Origin of the sequence: Shewanella sp. cp20, assembly GCF_000832025.1 — a bacterium.
Lineage (GTDB): Bacteria > Pseudomonadota > Gammaproteobacteria > Enterobacterales > Shewanellaceae > Shewanella.
Genome location: NZ_JPII01000027.1, coordinates 118,518 through 131,819, shown reverse-complemented (window position 1 = coordinate 131,819; position 13,302 = coordinate 118,518). Strand labels below are relative to the sequence as shown.

The 13,302-nt window shown below is 55.2% G+C and carries 13 protein-coding genes; 6 read left to right on the top strand and 7 right to left on the bottom strand.

Translation table 11 applies throughout. The annotated features are described in order from the left end of the window. Positions 1–11 precede the first annotated feature (11 nt). The 3 genes from lpoB (at position 12) to DB48_RS10115 (ending at position 3,764) form a co-directional block, all read left to right on the top strand. Positions 12–605: a penicillin-binding protein activator LpoB gene (lpoB, locus tag DB48_RS10125; RefSeq protein WP_041510170.1), complete on the top strand. Its 594-nt coding sequence runs from the start codon at positions 12–14 to the stop codon at positions 603–605. Between the two features lie 217 nt (positions 606–822). Next, entirely contained in the window at positions 823–3,429 is a 2,607-nt protein-coding gene (locus DB48_RS10120) for an ERAP1-like C-terminal domain-containing protein (RefSeq protein WP_041510169.1), read from the top strand. A gap of 122 nt (positions 3,430–3,551) precedes the next feature. After that, positions 3,552–3,764 (top strand): hypothetical protein, encoded by a 213-nt coding sequence (locus tag DB48_RS10115; protein WP_041510168.1) that lies wholly within the window; start codon positions 3,552–3,554, stop codon positions 3,762–3,764. Positions 3,765–3,971: 207 nt separating this feature from the next. Here DB48_RS10115 and DB48_RS10110 read toward each other — a convergent pair whose 3' ends face one another. Beyond that, positions 3,972–4,538 carry a phosphoribosyltransferase gene (locus DB48_RS10110; RefSeq protein ID WP_041510167.1) on the bottom strand — a complete coding sequence of 189 codons (567 nt, stop codon included), beginning with the start codon at positions 4,536–4,538 and terminating at the stop codon, positions 3,972–3,974. 283 nt (positions 4,539–4,821) lie between these two features. Next, positions 4,822–6,594 carry an alkaline phosphatase D family protein gene (locus DB48_RS10105; protein WP_041510166.1) on the bottom strand — a complete coding sequence of 591 codons (1,773 nt, stop codon included), beginning with the start codon at positions 6,592–6,594 and terminating at the stop codon, positions 4,822–4,824. Between the two features lie 359 nt (positions 6,595–6,953). Here DB48_RS10105 and DB48_RS10100 point away from each other — a divergent pair, with 359 nt between their 5' ends. Next, positions 6,954–7,373, top strand: a complete 420-nt coding sequence (locus DB48_RS10100; RefSeq protein WP_041510165.1) for a CBS domain-containing protein — start codon at positions 6,954–6,956, stop codon at positions 7,371–7,373. A 61-nt stretch (positions 7,374–7,434) separates the two neighbouring features. Here DB48_RS10100 and DB48_RS10095 read toward each other — a convergent pair whose 3' ends face one another. Beyond that, positions 7,435–8,145 (bottom strand): LrgB family protein, encoded by a 711-nt coding sequence (locus tag DB48_RS10095; protein ID WP_041510164.1) that lies wholly within the window; start codon positions 8,143–8,145, stop codon positions 7,435–7,437. Then, positions 8,129–8,557 carry a CidA/LrgA family protein gene (locus tag DB48_RS10090; protein ID WP_041510163.1) on the bottom strand — a complete coding sequence of 143 codons (429 nt, stop codon included), beginning with the start codon at positions 8,555–8,557 and terminating at the stop codon, positions 8,129–8,131. The genes DB48_RS10095 and DB48_RS10090 overlap by 17 nt, the downstream gene beginning before the upstream one ends. A 100-nt stretch (positions 8,558–8,657) precedes the next feature. Between DB48_RS10090 and DB48_RS10085 the strand changes: the two genes are divergently transcribed. Beyond that, complete coding sequence (locus DB48_RS10085) at positions 8,658–9,551, top strand: LysR substrate-binding domain-containing protein (RefSeq protein WP_041510162.1); 894 nt, start codon at positions 8,658–8,660, stop codon at positions 9,549–9,551. A gap of 4 nt (positions 9,552–9,555) precedes the next feature. Here DB48_RS10085 and DB48_RS10080 read toward each other — a convergent pair whose 3' ends face one another. Together DB48_RS10080 and DB48_RS10075 are read right to left on the bottom strand one after the other, a co-directional pair. After that, positions 9,556–10,203: a peptidylprolyl isomerase gene (locus DB48_RS10080; protein WP_041510161.1), complete on the bottom strand. Its 648-nt coding sequence runs from the start codon at positions 10,201–10,203 to the stop codon at positions 9,556–9,558. Between the two features lie 110 nt (positions 10,204–10,313). Next, the gene (locus tag DB48_RS10075) at positions 10,314–11,237 is read right to left on the bottom strand and encodes a DUF808 domain-containing protein (RefSeq protein WP_041510160.1); all 924 of its coding nucleotides are present in this window, start codon (positions 11,235–11,237) and stop codon (positions 10,314–10,316) included. A gap of 565 nt (positions 11,238–11,802) precedes the next feature. Here DB48_RS10075 and rpiA point away from each other — a divergent pair. Continuing rightward, positions 11,803–12,462, top strand: a complete 660-nt coding sequence (gene rpiA / locus DB48_RS10070; RefSeq protein ID WP_041510159.1) for a ribose-5-phosphate isomerase RpiA — start codon at positions 11,803–11,805, stop codon at positions 12,460–12,462. A gap of 115 nt (positions 12,463–12,577) precedes the next feature. Here the strand turns inward: rpiA and DB48_RS10065 are convergent, their stop codons facing one another. Beyond that, a complete protein-coding gene (locus DB48_RS10065; RefSeq protein ID WP_041510158.1) occupies positions 12,578–13,207 on the bottom strand; it encodes an NAD(P)-dependent oxidoreductase in 630 nt (209 codons plus the stop codon). Between the last annotated feature and the right edge of the window lie 95 nt (positions 13,208–13,302).

The following is a 13,302-nucleotide window of genomic DNA, read 5'->3' as shown; positions in this document are numbered from 1 at the left end:
TCGGTATTTTTATGAAAAAGTTCAACCTCATTTTTATCATCGCCGTGGCGATTGGCCTGGCGGGTTGTCAATCTAAGGTGCAGTACGGTGATGCTACTGAAGTCGAAACCGTCAATGAAAACTTCGGTTCTACGGATCTGCAGGCGATCACCGCCAAGATGGTCGACAGCATGCTGAGCTTTCCGCCTGTGGTAGCCATGACGGCCAAAGATCGCCCTGTCATCTTTGTCGACAAGATCAAGAACAAGACCTCAGAGCATATCGATACCGAATCTGTCACAGATTCGATCAGCAACAAGCTGCTGCGCTCGGGTAAGTTCCGCTTCATCGACATGACCAAGGTCGACGCGGTACGCAAGCAACTGGATTATCAGAACAACGCCGGCATGGTTGACCCATCGACCGCCATCAACTTCGGTCGTCAGATCGGTGCCCAGTACATGCTGTACGGCAACCTGTCGAGCATAGTTAAGCAAGATGGCAGCACCAAGGATGTCTACTACAAGATGACCATGCGCCTGATGGATCTGGAAACCGGCCTGATCGAATGGTCAGACGAGAAAGAGATCCGCAAGACCAAGTCAAAATCTTTCCTCGGCATGTAAGCCAGACTCACCGTTAAAAACCAGCCTAGTGCTGGTTTTTTTATGCCTAAATCTGCATAGCGAAGAGAAATTTTGTCGATAAATTCTACTGCCAAGGGGCAGAGTCGGGTAGAATGTGGCGGCCTTTGGCACCCATGTATGGCGCGGGTATTTGCCCGCCCATTGAGTGCTAGCCGAACGATAAGCCCTCGAGCCAATAATATAAGAAGGACCCGTTTTGAGACTGTTTTCCCTGTGCGCTAGCCTCTTCCTCTGCCTCCTAATCGGCGCATGCCAAAGCACCTCCCCCGGCAGTCAACAGACAGTCGAGAAATCCCTCGGCATCAGCGCCAGCGTCGCCAAACAGCGTGCCAGCCGAGTCAGCCAGGTCAGCTACCAGCTACACCTAGATCTGACCCAGGCGCGACGCTTTAAGGGCGAGGCGCTGATCCAGTTTGAGCTCACCGGCAGCGAGCAGGCCATAAGCCTAGATCTGGAGCAGGCGCTTATCAGCCAACTGCTCATCAATGATCAGAAGCTCTATCCCAACTATAATGGTCACAGGCTAGTGATCCCGGCCAGCCTATTACAGGGCGGCAGTAACCAGATAAAGGTGGACTTTAGCAGTCCCTACAGCCATGAAGATCAGGGGCTTATCGAGTTTATCGACCCACAAGATGGCCTGCGCTACCTCTACAGCCATTTTCTGCCCTCCAGCGCCCAGACCCTGGCGCCACAATTTGATCAGCCGGATCTCAGGGCCAGCTACCAGCTGAGTGTATTGGCACCCAGCGACTGGCAAGTCGCCAGCGCAGCCAAGGTGCTGAGCCGTCAGCCAATGGGCGAGAGCCATCAGCCAATGAGCGAGAGCCGTCTGTGGCAGTTTATGGTGAGTAAGCCGGTCAGCCCTCATAACTTCTCCCTGCTCGCCGGGCCATATCAAACCTGGCAGAGCCAGGCAGAAGGGATTGCATTGAATCTGTTTGCCCGTCAATCTCAGGCACAATCTATCGATGCCGAGGCCTGGCTTTCCCAGACCGGCCAGGCCCTTAGCCATTATCAGCAGCGTCTTGGCAACCAATATCCCTTCGGCCACTACACCCAGGCGATAGTGCCTCACTTGCCGAGTGAGTTTCGCGCCAGTCAGGCGCAGACCAGCTTCAGTGAGGAGAGTCTGCCTAGAGTCACGCCTCGGCGGGCTATCCTGCGGGCATTGGCCGAGCAATGGCTAGGCAATCTGGTCACCCTCAAGTGGTGGGATCAGCTCTGGCTCAATCAGAGCCTGGCCTATCTGGTTGCCGATGATGCCGAGGCGCAGCTGTTTGGCCAGGCCCATACAGGCAGCCAGGCTAGCTTTGTTCGCAGCCCCGAACAGGTGCAGCAGCAGATCGCCAATAGCCTAGAGCTGTTTTCACAAGATAGGACACCGAGTCAAAATAAGGCTATCGCCCAGCTCAATCAGCTCAAGTTCATGCTGGGCGACGCCAGTTTCTACCAGGGTATAGGCCAGTATCTCGAGCGCTTTGCGCTGCAAAATGCCGATCTGAATGACTTTATTCAGAGCCTAGAGCATGTCACCAAGCAGCCCCTGAGCCAGTGGAGTCAGACGGCCTTTAAACGAGCGGGCATCATCCGTCTGGAGGCAGAGTTCAGCTGCCGCGGCGATCGCATCTCACGCTTTAACCTCATACAGCATAACGGCGATGCCGAGAGCATGCAGAGGGTCAAGGTAGGCCTGTTTACCCTGGGCCGCCATGGCCTGCACAAGAACCTGGTGAGCGAGGTCAATTACCAGGGGGAGCGCACCGAGGTGAAGCGCCTCAAGGGGGTGCGCTGCCCGGATCTGGTGTATACCAACTACCAGAACAAAGCCTATGTCAGGGTCAAGCTGGACAGTGACTCCCAGGAGACCGCCCTGTTACATCTTGGCAGCCTGGAAGAGGCAGAGCTGAGGCGCATGCTGTGGCAATCGCTGTGGGAATCCGTATTAATAGGTGAGCTACCTCTGCCCCGCTTTATTGGCAGCGCCCTGGTGAACCTGCCAACTGAAACCGATCCCCAGGTGCTACTTAGCGTGCAAGACCAGCTTAGAGAGGCCAAGGCCCTGCTGGAGCAGATGAGTCCCAATCAGCGTCGCTATAGCCGGCAGGCGCTCAATGCCATCGCCCAGATGAGCCTGCGCCTGACCATCACCAATAAGGCCGAACCCGAACTGCAATCTCTGTGGTTCGACAACTACCTGCACTTCGCCGTCAGCCATCAGGCAAAGCGTCATCTGGCGGCGCTGCTCGAGGAGAGAGAGTCGCTACCCGGCATCACTCTCACGCCCGAACGTCGCTGGCAGATAGTGACCCACCTCAATCGCTATGATTACCCGGGCAGCGAACGACTCCTGCTCAAGGAGAAGCAGCATGACGCTTCGCCCGAGGGCGAGCAGGCGGCACTCGGCGCCCTGGTGGCCCGCCCCAGCGCCAAGGAGAAGCGCCAGTGGTTTGAGCGTATTCAGGCCCATACCAAGGAGAGCGACCCTCAGCTGCTGGAGAAGTTAACCTTGGTGATGAACCACCTCTACCCCAGCGAGCAGAAGGCCCTGAGTCAGGCCAGCGCCGAGCAGCGCCTGACGGAGCTGGCAAGCCTGGATAGACGCAACAGCCAGCGCTTTATGCAGAGCTACACCGCCAATCTGCTACCCAGAAGCTGCAATTACGCCAGCCTAGTAAGACTGCAGGCATTACTCACCCAGCCAGAGGGCTTTAGCCCCACGACGCTGAGAGGCATTAACCAGACGATTGCCGCCGAGCAGGAGTGTATTCGCGTGCAAGAAGCGATGCAGCAGCGGCCCTAGTCCACTGCGCAGCCTGATAGACTCACTTGCTTGAAACGGGCTAAGGGGCTGGTGACAAGCCTGTTTTGGGTTATAGTGGGATAATAAGTACAAAGGACGCCTAACATCGACAGGAGCACGACATGGGCATTTTTCAAATCGCCGCCATCGCCATCATAGGCGCCTTCGCCTTAGCAGCCTTTAAGGAACACAACCGGCGAAAAGGCAGCGTGGACAATAGTGAAATTGATGAGCTTAAGGCCGAGATAGACAAGCTGAAATCTCGCATCGCCACGTTAGAGAAGATAGTCACCGACAAGGCTTACCAATTGGGTGACGAGATAGACAAGCTCTAGCAGGCGCAAAGTAACAGACAAAAAATGCCACCCTAAGGTGGCATTTTCATGGCTCGAAGTTCTATACCCATCACAGTAAGCAATTAGATTTAGCGTAAGGCAAACGTTTGAGAACAAGAGAGTATTTTTGATGAGTCGTTATTCAACAGTCAAAAATACTCACACAGTTATCGAGCTAATATAACCAGTTACTTACTACGCTTGGTCTCACACGAAGAGCTCTTTGATGTTCTTCAGATCGCTCTTACCGTTGGCAATCTCCTCTGGCGACAGGCCAGACACCTCGTGCGGGAACACCAACCAGTCTTCAGATTCATGAATGAAGTAATCCGGCTTTAGCGATACCGCGGTATTCTTCGGCTTGTAGTATGGGCAGGCGATGCGCACGTCTCTTGGCATATTGAGACGCATCAGCTCCGCCAGCTTCTCTTTCAGGGCGTGGATGCTTCGGCCAGAATCGAACACATCGTCGACGATCAACAGGCCATCATCGGCGTTGGCATTCTCGACGATATAGTGCAAACCATGCACCTTGATCTGCTTGCTCTGCTTGTCTGTGCCTATGCCATAGTAAGAAGAGGTACGTACGGCAATATGATCTGTCTCGACCTGCTTAAAATCGAAATATTCCTGGACTGCGATCCCTATCGGGGCACCGCCACGCCATATGCCGACAATAAACTGTGGTCTAAAACCGCTCTCATAAACTTGCGCCGCAAGGCGAAAAGAATCTTCCAGCAATTCCTGTGCGGTAATAAAGTGTTTCTCAGACATCAGGCCGTCCCCATCTTGTTCTAATTTGGTCTTTGAGAGGGAGGAAGGTAATCCATCGATTAGGCTTCGCCCCAAATCCAGCGTAGCACAAGGGGCGCGTATTGAACTTCAACACGACGACAATCGGCGCTGCGGGATTTGGAGCTGAATTTTATACTAAAAAATCCCCCCATGCAGAACTAAATAACGAAACTTGGACGGGGATGCACTTTTTAAGACAAAAAAAGCCGCCTCTAAGGCGGCTTCAGTTACTTTAAGCCAATTTCAGTCACTTTGCCTCGGCTTATGCCGCGCTGATCTTGGCCTCACCCGCCATAGTCATCGCCGCGTAGTGCTTGTCAGTTGCCTCGCTAAACTCACTATCGAGAATCGTATCGACGAAGTGCCAGTCGCTGCGTACCGACTCAGGAGTGAAGGTCAGCACCATGAAACCGCGATCCCTTAAGTTGGTGTACTTAAGCCCCTCAACCAGGTCGACGACACCGGCCTCGGTCACACTCTGCTGATCGGCAGGAATACCAAGATAGTATTCGAGTCCAGGTGAAGAAACCGAGCTGGTCGCGTACTCGACGCCAACGATATCACCATGGCTGTCCTTCAGCTCGTTAGCCCAGGCGTTATGGGTATCACCGGCAATCACCACCAGATTAGCGCCAGTCGATTTCGCCGTCGCCAGGATCACCTCTCGCTCGTAGGCGTAACCATCCCAAGCATCTAAGTTGTAAGGAATAGCAGGCAGTTGCAGCAGCGCCATCACCTCGGGTGTCAGCTTGTGCTGGTTACCAATAAGGTAGCTGTATTCCTGCGCCGTCAGGGTCGGGTCATTGGCCGCCGCTCGGGCCGCCAGCTGTGCCAGGGCACCTAGCTCGGCATACTCGTAGACAGAGAGCTTCTGCATGGCGATCGCCGCAGGCAGCATCATGGTGCCCATCAACACCTGCTGTCCCAGTACCTGCCACTTACCCGTTGCACTCAGCAGGCTGGCCTGCAGCCACTGTAGCTGATCGGCGCCCAGCAAGGTACGGTCGCTGCTGGTGACATCCGCCATGAAGCGAGCACTGTCCATGGCCCCTGTGGCGGCATCGACATAGTCGGCATAGTCCAGCTGCTTGTCTCGGGCCAGCACCCGGGTATCTAGCATATGCAGGTCGACCAGATCGCCGAAGCTAAACGATCGATAGATCTCCTCGTGGTTCCCCTCGCGCCATGGGCGGATAGGCAGCCACTCGAAGTATGCTTGTAACGCAGCCGTCTTACGGGCCTCGAAATCCCCTTCGCCCTCGTTATGGTTTTCGGCGCCGCCAGACCAGGTATCGTTCGCCACCTCATGGTCATCCCATACGGTAATGAAAGGCACCTTGGCATGTAGGCCCTGCAGTGAGCCATCGCTGCGGTATTGACCGTAACGGGTGCGGTAATCTGACAGGGTAAAGAGCTCACCGGCAGGCATGACTTCACGGCCTAACTCGGCCGCATTTTCGCTGGCATAACCGCCGCGACCATATTCATAGATGTAGTCGCCAAGGTGCACCACGGCGTCCAGAGCGTCCTGCTCGCTCGCCAGCTGATACACATTGAAATGACCGGCCGGGTAGTTAGCGCAAGACATCACCGCCAGTTTAACCTGCTCAACCGCGCCCTGGGGCAGCGTCTTGGTCATGCCGGTATTTGATACCTGCTCGCCCGACATGAAGCGATAATAGTAGGCCGTGCCCGCATCCAGGCCGATGGCATCCACCTTGACGGTATAGTCGCGATCGGCATTGGTGGTGGTTTCACCGTTGGAGATCATCTGGGTAAAGTCGGCATCGGTTGCGATCTCCCAGCCTACCTTGACGTCGCCGTCGGTTTCAGGGGTCACTCGGGTCCAGAGGATCACAGCGCTGTGGGTCGGGTCACCACTGGCGACACCGTGAAGAAATTGTACCTTAGGGGCGGCTTCCTGCTTATCGTCGTCACTGCTTGAACAGCCCATCAGGCCATAGGAGACAACGGCAGCACCAACACCCTTGGCCGACATGGCCAGAAAATCCCTGCGAGAATACTTGGTTTTCATTATTATTCCTTTATTTGAGCCGGTTATCCCTTGTGCCCTCGTTTCACATCATGTGAAGCTGAAAACGCCTACTGCGAAAGATAACTGACCTTGTTATTGTTATTCCTGGTAAGAGGTCTAATGACTCTAATTATCAATTAACAATATTGCAAAATTATTATGATCACGGCAACCGCTAGTTTCGACTGAGGGAGACAGCCAAGGCAGCAGAACATTTCGAAAGGGGCTGGGTTAATGCCATGCAGCAGCATTTTTTGCCTGGGGGATATCTGCGCCCTCAGGCCGATGGCGTGCATTTTTTAATCGCGCCGTAAATAACTGTTATGATAAATGCATCCCCATAGTTGAAGGAGTCGACCATGAGAGTCAGCGATATCATGTCCAAAGACACTGTGTGCATCAGCGATCAGGCCACCACTAAGGACGCCCACCTCCTGATGAGCAGCCGCGGCGTACGTCACCTGCCCGTCATCAGCGAAACCGATGGCACCCTGGTGGGTATTCTCACCCATAAGAAGATGATCAGCACAGTCATGGGCATGCTGACCCATTACGGCAACGAAGGGCTGGATCGTCAGGAGCGGCGCACCTCGGTGGCCGAGATCATGGATAGGGAGTTTCAAAAGGTGACCCTGGACGAGCCACTGGCCGTGGTGGTGGATTATTTCGTCGACAACAAGCTGGGCTGCCTGCCGGTAGTCGACGAGGCCCACAAGGTAATTGGCATCTTAACCTCGTCGGACTTCGTCAAGCTATGCGCCGCGCTACTTAAACGCTAGATAAGCCAGTCGTCTAAGCCTGCCAACTGAGCCTGCCATCTGAGCCTGTAACTTACGCAACCTACACCAAGAGATAGGCGAACAGCGGCGCGCCGATCACCATGGCGATGCCGGTAAAGATCATGGTAAGGCTGGCCACCACCCCCTCTTCCCGACCATATTCGGCGGCCTTGGCCGCCCCCACCCCATGGGCACTGGCCCCAAGGGCGGCGCCTTTAGCCAGCGGGCTGGAGATCTTAGCCAGCCTGAATACCGGGCCACACAAGAGCATTCCCAGCACCCCCGTCATCAACACCAATACGGCGGTGAGATCCGGCACGCCGCCAAACTCGCGGGTCGCCTCCAAGGCAAAAGGGGTCGAAACCGACCGCACCAGCAGGCTGTGAGACAACTCGGGCGGCAGATAGATCATCCGCGTCAGCAGCCAGGAGGAGACCAGGCCCGCCAGCAGGCCGGTCAGCACACCCAGGCTCAGGGTCAGCGGGTAGCGACGGATCAGATGACGCTCACGATAGATGGGCAAGGCAAAGGCAATGGTCGCCGGTGCCAGTAGCATGCTGAGATAGTGGTTATATTCGAAATAGGTGGGCAGCGGAATGGCAAAAATGACCACCAAGGCCAGCAGTATGGCCGGTGTCAGCACCATGGGCGACAACCACCAGTGACCGAAGCGACGATAGAGCCGCTTACTCAGGGTGTAACTGACCAGAGTCGCCAGCAAGCAGCCTAGGCCGAGCAGCGACAGATGCAATGAGTTAACCATGTCGAACATCCAACGGCTGGGCCGCGCCGGCGCGTCTAATGCGGCGCTCATACTTAAAGACTCGGTCGATGACAAAGCCGGTGATCAACAAGACGCTGACGCTCCCCAGCACTAAGGTGCATAGCAGGCTCACACCGTACTGCTCCAGCAGCGGCGCATAGTGCATGGAGGCGACAACCGGCGGAATGAAGAAGAGTAGCAGCTCACCCAGCAGCCAGGCGGCGCCACGGGCCACGAAACGTTCGGGCAACCAGTTGAGCGCCAACAGGGCCAGCAGCGCCACCAGGCCAATCACCCCGCTAGGCAGGGGTAAGGCCAGGCGAGTCACCAACCATTGGGCGGCAAGGGCCAGCAGAGACAATAGCCCCACCTGCAGCAGGAGTTGCAGCAGATTTCGAAGTGGGGGGAGAAAAGTTGCCATGAAAAACTCTGTCTAACGAGAAGATGTAGCGATCTTACGCTTGCCATTTAAATAAAAAAAATGAATATTATTTATAAAATAAATTACCAAAAGCTATTAAATGGATCTCAAGGCATTACACTACTTTGTCGAAATCGTCGCCTCGGGGGGCTTTAACCGCGCCGCCGAGCGGATCCATATCAGCCAACCTGCGCTGTCCAAGTCCATCGCCCAGCTCGAGAGCGAGCTGGATCTGCCCCTGCTCACCCGTGGCAAACGCGGCACTAAGGTGCAGCTTACGCCCCATGGCGAGGTGGTCTATCGCCACGCCCTTAGGCTACTGGAAGACAAGCAGACAATGATGGAGGAGCTGGCACAGCTCAAGGGACTTAACTTAGGGATACTGCGTCTGGGTCTGGCGCCACTGGGCAGCGCCGAGCTGTTTGCGCCCATTATCGCCAAGTATCGTCAGGCCTATCCAGAGATAGAGACCCAGCTGCTGGTCCGCGGCGGCGTGGAGCAGACTCAGGCACTGCAACAGGGTGAAATTGAACTCGCCACCGGCATCATAGATCTCAAGGATCGCTATGAGGGGATTGCCATTCATACCGAGCCCATGGTGGTGGTTCTCCCCAGCGAACACCCGCTGGCGAGGCACTCTGAGATCCCCCTCGGCGAACTCGATGACCAGCCACAGATACTGTTTGAATCGGAATTTTCACTCCATGAGATGGTGATCAAGGCCTGTCAGCAGGCGGGCGTTAACATCAAGAACCCGACCCAGGTGAACCAGCCTGAGTTTGGCGTCGCCCTGGTCGCCGCCGGGATCGGCGTGATGCTGCTGCCTAAGTTTATTGCCGAGCGCTACCTGCCCAATGGTGTGGTCATCCGTCCCCTCACCCAGACTGCACTCAGCTGGCAGATGAGCCTGTTTTGGCGCAAAGATCTCAGCCTCTCCTTCGCCGCCCAGGCGATGATCGACCTGGTGAAACGCCATCAGGCGAGCGGCGAATAGCCTATTAGGCTTCCACGATGGGACACTCGCTGGGGGCGATACGCTCGATAACGACCTCCTCCTGCGGGACATCGCTGTACTCCCCTACCCGAGTGGTGACCACTATGCCTATCTGGTCCACCACCTCCATGCCGAAGAGCACCTTGCCAAACACGGCGTAGCCTGGGCTGCTTGCGCTGTAATCCAGCTGAGGGTTGTCCAGAATGTTGATGAAAAACTGCGAGGTGGCCGAATCACTCTGACGCCCACGCGCCATGGCCAGTGTGCCCCTGAGATTGCTAAAGCCCACCCGGGCCTCGTTAGATATGGGCGCACCTCCCGGCTTAGGCACCATGCCCGAGGTGAAACCGCCCCCCTGAATGATGAAATTATGGATCACCCTGTGGATCAGGGTGCCATCGTAAAATTTAGCGTCGACATAGTCGCTGAAGTTGACGGCCGATTGCGGCGTATGAAGGCTATCTATCCCCAGCCCAATCTCCCCCAGACTCGTGGTCATGGTAAAGCAGGCATCTATGGTCATATCGGGCACTGGGCCGGTCACCGGCGGATTGACGATCACCCCGTTGCTGCCCGCCTCATTGCCGCAGCCACCCAAGCCTAGGAGCAACAGAGCCCCCAGGGCTAACTTGCCTCTTAATTGCTTTTTCATCACAGTCCCCAAAGCGTGTAACAAGAGGGATGTTACGAGTCCGTAAATTAGAAAACAATATAAGATACAAGTTGTTACTGATACATTATGCTACATCCGACAGCCGTATATCAGCGGCGAAGCCGGCCGATAAGCGACATGATGGCAAGGGCGATGGCACCCACCAATACACCGAACAGGGCATTGAGCAGACTCGGGGTCATCCAGGCTAAAACCGGCCCCACCAGGCTAAGCTCTGCCACCCAATGGGCCGCCTGCTCAAAGTAGTCCGCGATTAGATGAATGCCATGGGTGAGGATGCCGCCCCCCACCATGAACATGGCGATGGTGCCCACCACGGTCAGGCCGCGCATCAGGTAGGGCGCCGCGTTCACCAGGGCGTCACCTAACTTACGACCCAGACGGCGCAGCAGACCGTCGCCCTGGCGCTGACTCAGATAGAGGCCGGCATCATCCAACTTAACGATACCCGCCACCAGGCCATAGACACCGACCGTCATCAACACGGCAATGATTGCCAGGGTGACCACCTGAGTCATGAAACTGCTCTCGGCCACCACGCCTAGGGTGATGGCGATGATCTCCGCCGACAGCACGAAGTCGGTGCGGATCGCCCCGGCCACCTTCTGCTTCTCGAAGGCCTTGAGATCCGCAGCCGCCTTGGCCATCTCGCTCTCACTCATGGCAGGCTCGTGCTTATGGGTCATGGAGTGGTGGACCTTCTCGAAGCCCTCATAGCAGAGAAACAAGCCGCCGAACATCAGCAGCGGCGTCACCGCCCAGGGAATGAAGGCGCTAATCAAGAGCGCCGCCGGCACTAAGATCAGCTTGTTTCGCAGCGAGCCCTTGGCCACCGCCCACACCACGGGCAGCTCACGATCGGCGTTGACGCCTGATACCTGTTGGGCGTTTAACGCCAGATCGTCCCCCAGCACCCCGGCTGTCTTGCGCGCCGCGACCTTACTCATCAGGGCCACATCATCCAAAATGGCTGCAATATCATCCAACAAGCTCAAAAGACTCGCGCCTGCCATGCTGTCTCCTTTTCTCTACTCAATATCCTTTACCCGCTACCCGAACTGGGCACGAGGCCTCTAACCAATTAATCACTAGAGGGCTAATGTTGACAGCTAACGTACTCTGAACACGAGTATTTTTCCAGTAAGACCCATGCAAATCCCCCACCACAGACCTAAGTTGAGAGATTTCACACAAATTTCCCCTAGGGCCTGTTTATCTTTCGCGTTCATTTTTGCAGCATGCTGTATCGCTTTTATACAAGGTAGAGCGATTGTCATGTAGTGCACTACATCAATGAGCGATAACGCAGTAGAAAAATAATACAGACGCTGCCCGCAGGGTTCGTCTTGAGCACGTTCAACGCTTTGTTACTCGGCTTTTATGTAGAATAACTATACTTCAAGCCTCATGCCGCGATTTGAACGTGCTCAATCAGAACAAAAATTGTTCTCAAAAGGTCAACAGGCCCTAGATAAATTCTTCGCTAAAGTAACAAACTGCGTCATTTGACATACTCCCGAGGAGAACTAAAGGTATAATGACGACAAAATGCTTCGTTTATCCTTATAGGAACTCCTTATGACTCAAGATGAAATGAAAAAAGCCGCCGGATGGGCTGCGCTCGAGTATGTTGAGAAAGACAGTATTGTCGGCGTAGGTACCGGCTCGACCGTTAACCACTTTATCGATGCCCTGGCCACCATGAAGGCCGACATCGAAGGTGCAGTGTCTAGCTCTGAGGCCTCGACCGAGAAGATGAAGGCGCTGGGGATCCCGGTTTTTGATCTGAACTCTGTCGATCAGCTCTCTGTCTATGTCGATGGTGCCGATGAGATCAATGGCCACATGGACATGATCAAGGGTGGCGGCGCGGCATTGACCCGCGAGAAGATTGTCGCCGCCGTGGCCGACAAGTTCGTCTGTATCGTGGATAACACCAAGGAAGTTGAGGTATTGGGCGAGTTTCCGCTGCCGGTCGAAGTGATCCCTATGGCGCGCTCTTACGTGGCACGCGAGCTGGTGAAACTAGGTGGCGATCCTGTCTACCGCGAAGGCGTTGTTACCGATAACGGCAACGTGATCCTCGATGTCTACAACATGAAGATCGTTAATCCAAAAGAGCTGGAAGAGCAGATCAATCAGATCGTCGGCGTGGTCACCAACGGCCTGTTCGCCAACCGCGGCGCAGACGTGCTGCTGGTCGGCACCCCTGAAGGCGTCAAGACGGTTAAGCCATAGGCCAGACTAAGCCTTATAAAACAGCCTTATCAAACAGTCTTAAAGTAAGGCCTCATAAAAAAGCCACTCATTGAGTGGCTTTTTCTGTATCTGGGCCAAATCCCCTTGTCGCTTCTTAGTAGGCGACGCTGATCCGCTGACGGCCATAGTCATCTGCAGCGATGAGATCTAACATCGCCTTAGCGTAATCCGTTACCGAGATGCGGCTGCGCCCCGCTTCATCGGTAAAAAACTGATCGCCGCCAATGCGATAAGCAGCTTCGCTGTCACCTGGATAGATCTCGGCGGCCGGGCTGACAAAGGTCCAGTTAACGGCCGAGTCGCTCTCTCTAAATACCTTAAGCGCCTCACCCTGGGCCAGGGCCTCATCCTTATATTCTGGCGGAAAGTCTGGCGATTGCACTAAGGTCACACCGGGAGCCAGCTCCAGGCTACCTGCGCCGCCGACCCACAAGAGGCGCTTCACCTGCGTCTTGGGCAGCACCTCGAGTAGCGCCTTGGCACTCGATGGCACCAGCTGATGCTGACCCGAGGCGCGTCCGCCCACGGCGGCGATCACCAGATCGATCCCCTCAAATACTAGAGGGTCTATGGCCTGCTCAAGATCTAAGGTCCTCGCCTCAGTCTCGCCGGTTAACTTGGCAGAATCTCTCACCAGGGCGGTAACCGACAACTGGCGACGCTGCGCCTCCTGCATCAGTGTGCTCCCTATCCAACCTGTGGCGCCAATGATCGCTATATTCATCTTCTCTTCCTCACTGTTTGACTCGATTGACACCAGTTTACTTAGCAGCCTTATCGTGATAAACAGCTTAAATAGAGCATTATTGTTTCACTATG

Coding starts and splice junctions, on each gene's coding strand:
- DB48_RS10105 (WP_041510166.1), bottom strand. CDS start 6,594: ATGAAAACCAAGTATTCTCGCAGGGATTTTCTGGCCATGTCGGCCAAG.
- DB48_RS10080 (WP_041510161.1), bottom strand. CDS start 10,203: ATGAAAAAGCAATTAAGAGGCAAGTTAGCCCTGGGGGCTCTGTTGCTC.
- DB48_RS10115 (WP_041510168.1), top strand. CDS start 3,552: ATGGGCATTTTTCAAATCGCCGCCATCGCCATCATAGGCGCCTTCGCC.
- DB48_RS10065 (WP_041510158.1), bottom strand. CDS start 13,207: ATGAATATAGCGATCATTGGCGCCACAGGTTGGATAGGGAGCACACTG.
- lpoB (WP_041510170.1), top strand. CDS start 12: ATGAAAAAGTTCAACCTCATTTTTATCATCGCCGTGGCGATTGGCCTG.
- DB48_RS10100 (WP_041510165.1), top strand. CDS start 6,954: ATGAGAGTCAGCGATATCATGTCCAAAGACACTGTGTGCATCAGCGAT.
- rpiA (WP_041510159.1), top strand. CDS start 11,803: ATGACTCAAGATGAAATGAAAAAAGCCGCCGGATGGGCTGCGCTCGAG.
- DB48_RS10110 (WP_041510167.1), bottom strand. CDS start 4,538: ATGTCTGAGAAACACTTTATTACCGCACAGGAATTGCTGGAAGATTCT.
- DB48_RS10075 (WP_041510160.1), bottom strand. CDS start 11,237: ATGGCAGGCGCGAGTCTTTTGAGCTTGTTGGATGATATTGCAGCCATT.
- DB48_RS10085 (WP_041510162.1), top strand. CDS start 8,658: ATGGATCTCAAGGCATTACACTACTTTGTCGAAATCGTCGCCTCGGGG.
- DB48_RS10090 (WP_041510163.1), bottom strand. CDS start 8,557: ATGGCAACTTTTCTCCCCCCACTTCGAAATCTGCTGCAACTCCTGCTG.
- DB48_RS10095 (WP_041510164.1), bottom strand. CDS start 8,145: ATGTTCGACATGGTTAACTCATTGCATCTGTCGCTGCTCGGCCTAGGC.